This window comes from Roseitalea sp., assembly GCF_984466335.1.
Map to the genome: position 1 here is coordinate 1 of NZ_CFIFWG010000187.1, position 5142 is coordinate 5142.

Below are 5142 nucleotides of genomic sequence, written 5' to 3' on the forward strand. Positions count from 1 at the left end.
GCTATGGCCGTCTTGTCGCGCATCCGAAGGAGCAGGAGGCACGACAGGACAGCAACCACGGTCAAAGCCCAGAAGGTCGACCGCCAACCCAGGAGCACGACCATTCCCGCACCGACAATGGGCGCCAGAGCGGGAATGCAGGACTCAAACACGCCGAACACCGAGATGACCCGTACCGACGTGCGCTGGTCGAACAGACGGCGCACGACGCCCGGCACGATCGCCGCACCGGCTGATGCCCCGACACCCTGGATCAGTCGTGCCGCGATCAGCGTCTCGATCGACTGGGCCAATGCCCCGATCAGACTGCCGATCGCCAGAAGTGCGATCGCAAGCGCAAGAATTGTGCCGGCGTTGAAGCGCTGGGCCAATGCGCCATAGACGAGTTGAAAGGCCGAGAACGCCGCGAAGAAGGCGACCAGCGTGTACTGCGCATGCTCGACGGACGCGTCCAGCGCATCGGCGATGATCGGAATCGCGGGCAGATAAAGGTCCGTCGCCAGAAGCCCGATGGCCGTGGTCAGAAGCAGCGGAAACGTTGTGGACAGGCGTGCGGAATGCATGGTGGACTCGGTCATCACGGAAGATGCCGACACACATAACGAGGCCTGGAATATCGAAGAAGCTGGTTTCTTTTTATCCGTTTCCATAAACGGAAGTTATGGCGCTGTGCCTGCGGCCATGCCGGCTACGTTCACCCAACCAAGATCAGCCGGGCCGCTTCACGCCTGGGCTTAGTCTGAGGTGGATCTCAACCGGGGTGTCCTTGTATGTGATCTGCCTATCCGGGGCGTATCCGAGCTTACGGGCCACCTTGATGGACGCCTCGTTCGCGGGAGCGATCATGCAGAAGGATTCGCTGCCAGGCATGGCTTGATCGAACCATTCGAGCCCCGCGCGTATCGCTTCCGTGGCGTAGCCCCGGCCAGCCCAGTTGGGCGAGATCACCCAGCCCGCTTCCGGCATGCCGTCAAAATCCTTGCCGATATCGCGCTTGAAATCCGCAAAGCCGACCTCGCCGACAAAGCGTCCCGTCGCCCGATCCTCGACGACCCAATAGCCGTAACCCAGGAACCTCCACAGGCCGACATAACGCAGAAGCCTGCCCCATGCGTCGATAGAGGTCGAAGGAATCCCGCCAATATGGCGGACGACATCAGCATTCGACCACATCGCAAGCGACGCCTCAAAATCGTCGGCGCGGTGCGCTCTCAGGATAAGTCGTTCAGTTACGATCCGGGGGATTTCGATGGTGGATGATTGAGACACCTTATCGGTTTCCTTTCTTGGTTTGCGCGCGCCGATCATCGCCATCATCGAAGCCGCGCGCGGAAATCACGATGCCGACCAGCGCCAGCCCCGCACTCACCCAGAACAGAATGTCGAACGAGCCGGTCTGATCGCGCAGGAAACCGAACAGATAGTTTCCCAAAGCGCTGAACGCGGCCTGAGCCGCGTTGACGTAGCCGAAGATGGCAATCGATTGTCCGGCCGGAAAGCTGTGTGAGATATAGGCCGGCAAAAGCCCATAAACGGCGAAGAAGCCGATTGAGAGCATTACGGCGGCCGCATACAGCGCCGGCAGTGGCGTGTTGTCTGAACCAATGGTCAGTATCGCCGCAGTCCCGCCCAGAAGGGCAAAGGCCATCACGATGGCGGTGCGGACCGTATGCTTGTCGGCGATCCATCCCAGAGCGACACCGCCCAATGCGCCGGCTATACCCATCATCGACCAGATGGGCGCGATCTGGCTCGGTCGATATCCGAGATCATCGACGGCATAAGCGCTCAGATAGGTCAGAAGCGGCGCGCCGAGCAGCGCCACGATGGAAGCGCACACGAGCACCAGCGCCATGCCGATGCGGTTGCCGCCCGCTTCGGTTCTCTTGCAGGCACTTCGACCTGAAGACGTTGTCATCGTTCCCGGTTGGAAACCGTCTGCGCGACGAAACACGATGAAGCAGCCGACGGCGATCAACAGACTGATGAGTCCGGTCACGATCCAGAGCCCGTCCGATCCGATGGGCGTCAGAAGCAGGCTGAGCAGCACGCCGTTGAGGATGAGACCGAAATTGGTGCCGGCATTGACGAAACCCATGGCCCGCCCCCGAAACGCAGGCGGCGTGAAGCGTGGGATAAGGACGGCCATCGGGACCCAGGCGGTCGCTGTGGCGACACCGATCATCGTGCGCAAGATCAAGAGCGTCCAGTAGTTGCCGGCAAGGGCATATCCGAACAAAGCGCCCGCGGTCACGAGCATCGTCAGGATGACGAGGTTCTCCGATCCGATGAGGGCGCACAGGCGCGCGCTGATCAAAGATCCCACCAGGAAGCCGACCATGCCCATCGAGGTGATCAGGCCCGCGCCGGAATAGTCGAACCCGATCGCCGCCTGCATGTCGGGCAAAAGCGCCGCGAACAGATAATTGCCGAACGCATAGGTCGCGAGAATGCAAAGCATGCACAGTAAGGTCGCCAGAGCCGATAGGTATCGCCGCGTCTTGCCTGTGGTCCCGTGCACTCCGACATCTCCACCAACTCCCCGGGGTCCGGGAAGGCGATTGAAGCTCGGCGAGCCGCGAGGTCGCCAAGCTCCGATGCCGAAGGGTTAGACGGCTGCAAAACAAGAAAAAACGGCGTTTCGGCTTATGCAGATGCATAAGAAAAGCAAATATGCTTCGTCATCTCCTGCACGCGTTAAGCCCGCTGGCCAATGTTCGACCGCGTCGCGATGAACGCCGACCGGAACATGAGGCCGAGAATGAGGGCGGCCGCAATCAACCCGGCGCAGAAGCCGATCCAAATGCCCAGGCCCTCCAACGCCCGGCCATAGGCCAAAAGCAGTCCGCCGCCGACGCCGATTAGCCAGTAGCTGCAACTGCTGACCGCCATCGGCAGCACGGTGCTTTTAAGGCCGCGCAGCATGTGAACGAACAGGACTTGCAGCGCGTCGAACAGGAAGATCGCGGTCGTCCAGGCAAGGATGCCGGCGACGAAGGCGGCTGTGCCCTCGGCGCCATCGGGCAGGAAGATCATGACGATCGGCACCCTGAATAGGAAGACGAGGATCGCAAAGGAGGCCGTGATCGCCGTGCACAAAGTGAGCGCAGCCCGAACCGCCCGCTTCAAACCTTCCGGGTCGTGGTCATGTGCGAACCGCGCGATGCGCGCCGACACCGCCTCGCCGAGCGCCGTGCTGACCACATAGTTGATCTCCATGACCGCGAAGACGACGCTGCCGGCGATGAGCCAGGTCTCGGAAAAGACGCCGAGAAAGAACAGCACGACCACGAACAGGACGCTCTCCAGCCCCTGTTGCGCACCCGACGCCCAGCCCAGGGCGACCACGCGCCTGATGTCGGAGGCGAGCCGCCGCAGCCAATCGCGCGGCACCGCCGGCGACACGATGCCTGTCCGAACACAATGGACGGCCAGAAACGCAAAGGCGGCGAGATTGACAAGCACGGTCGCGAGGCCGGTGCCGGCAACACCCATGCCATCGAAGTCCATGCCGTTGAAGCCAGCGACACCGTGGGTCAGCACGATGCTGAGCCCGAGATTGCCCAGAACGATGAAGGCGACGACGAAGGCGATGATGCCGGTCCGACCGACGGCGTTGAGCACGTTCTTGCAGATCGCCAGACCGAGCGCCGGCGCGATGGCCCAGACCATCACGTCGCCATAGGCGCGGTAATGCGCGACGAGGTCCGGCGCATAGCCCGCCGGCGGAAGCAGGGCGAGCATCGTCCAGTGGACGCCGAAACCGGCGGCGGCAAAACCCAACACGATCAGGATCGATGCCCGCACCAGCGCCGAGCGGCGTTCCGGCGCGGGGTCTTCGGCCATGAAGATAAGCGCGGCGGACAGAACGCCGCCGCCTATGGTCAGGAACGCCAGCACGACCGTCTTGGCGAGACCGACCGCCGCGAGCGGCTGCGGCCCGAGCGCGCCGACAACGGCCAAGTCGGTCAGGCCGACCAGTACCTCGGTCAGGTAGAACAGGCCGAGCGGCGCGGCGGTCCGTGACAGGGACCAGAAGGAGATGCTCGGTGAACTGGTTTTGGGATTGGTGCTGCACATGGCACGACCTCCGTCTCCGGATCACCCAAAGAGCTGATGACCCATCACGTAAGGCGGCTGGCAGAACGCCAGCACCGTCCACGGCAGCTTACCGCGACGCCATGATAGGGTTGGCGCGGCGTGTTTTCAAGCCGAGCGGGTCTGCGCCAAAACTAGGTATGGGTGCCAAGGACCTCCGACAGGATGCGCACCCCGTCGATCAAAACGGCCTCGTCGAAGGCGGCATAGCCGAGTACCAGGCCCTGCGACCGGGGTTTGCCCGCATAGTAGGAGGACAGGGGTTGCAGCACCAATCCCGCCTCAAGGGCGCGTGCCGAGATGGCCTTGTCGGTCTCGGCACGCGCTCGATCGTCCCGCGGTCGGACCACCACATGCATACCCGCCGACAGATCTCCGATCTCCAGCACATCGCCGAGCCGTTCGGCCAAGGCCTCAGCCAGGACGTCCCGTCTTTGGCGATAGATCCGCCGCATGCGCCGGACATGGGCGGCGAAATGCCCTTCGGCCATGAAGCAGGCCAGTACCGGCTGCACCAGGAACGAGGCGCGCGGCCCCGTTGCCCGCAACCGGTCGCGGATGGGCCCAACAAGGCGTGGCGGCACGACCAGAAAGCCGAGCCGGAAGGTGGGCGACAGCACCTTCGAGAAGCTGCCCAGATAGACAACGGCGCCATGCTCGTCGAGGCTCATCAAAGCCGGCAGCGGCGCGCCCGAATAGCGAAATTCGCTGTCGTAATCGTCCTCGATCAGGACGCCATCGGCCCCGCGCGCCCAGGCCAGAAGATCGAGGCGCCGCGCGACGGGAAGCGTCATGCCCAGCGGAAACTGGCGCGAGGGCGTCACCACGGCGCCCCTGGCCTCTGGCGCCAGCGCCATGCCTCGCGCGATGTCAAACCCGTGCGGGCCGACCGGAACGGGACGCACCGTCAATCCGCCATCGGCCAGCGCGAGGCCGAGCGACTTGTATCCTGGATCCTCGACCAGAACACTATCGCCGGTGCGAAAGGCGCTGCGCGCAATCAGATCGATCGCGTCCCGCGTGCCGGCGGTGATCACGATCTGC

General features: G+C 63.3%; 5 protein-coding genes. All 5 read right to left on the minus strand.

Annotation, left to right across the window (positions count from 1 at the left end; genetic code table 11):
- The coding region (locus tag AC5E6L_RS13775) for an MFS transporter (protein ID WP_491774032.1) at positions 1-578 on the minus strand (578 nt) is incomplete at its 3' end.
- A gap of 130 nt (positions 579-708) precedes the next feature.
- Positions 709-1317, minus strand: a complete 609-nt coding sequence (locus AC5E6L_RS13780; protein WP_491774034.1) for a GNAT family N-acetyltransferase — start codon at positions 1315-1317, stop codon at positions 709-711.
- Positions 1271-2461 carry an MFS transporter gene (locus AC5E6L_RS13785; RefSeq protein ID WP_491774036.1) on the minus strand — a complete coding sequence of 397 codons (1191 nt, stop codon included), beginning with the start codon at positions 2459-2461 and terminating at the stop codon, positions 1271-1273. Before AC5E6L_RS13785 ends, AC5E6L_RS13780 begins: the two co-directional genes overlap by 47 nt.
- 236 nt (positions 2462-2697) lie before the next feature.
- Entirely contained in the window at positions 2698-4080 is a 1383-nt protein-coding gene (locus AC5E6L_RS13790; RefSeq protein WP_491774038.1) for an MATE family efflux transporter, read from the minus strand.
- A gap of 152 nt (positions 4081-4232) precedes the next feature.
- Positions 4233-5142, minus strand: a 910-nt coding sequence (locus tag AC5E6L_RS13795; RefSeq protein WP_491774040.1) for an aminotransferase-like domain-containing protein, incomplete at its 5' end; no start/stop codon positions are given.

Coding starts and splice junctions, on each gene's coding strand:
- AC5E6L_RS13790 (WP_491774038.1), bottom strand. CDS start 4,080: ATGTGCAGCACCAATCCCAAAACCAGTTCACCGAGCATCTCCTTCTGG.
- AC5E6L_RS13780 (WP_491774034.1), bottom strand. CDS start 1,317: ATGATGGCGATGATCGGCGCGCGCAAACCAAGAAAGGAAACCGATAAG.
- AC5E6L_RS13785 (WP_491774036.1), bottom strand. CDS start 2,461: ATGCTTTGCATTCTCGCGACCTATGCGTTCGGCAATTATCTGTTCGCG.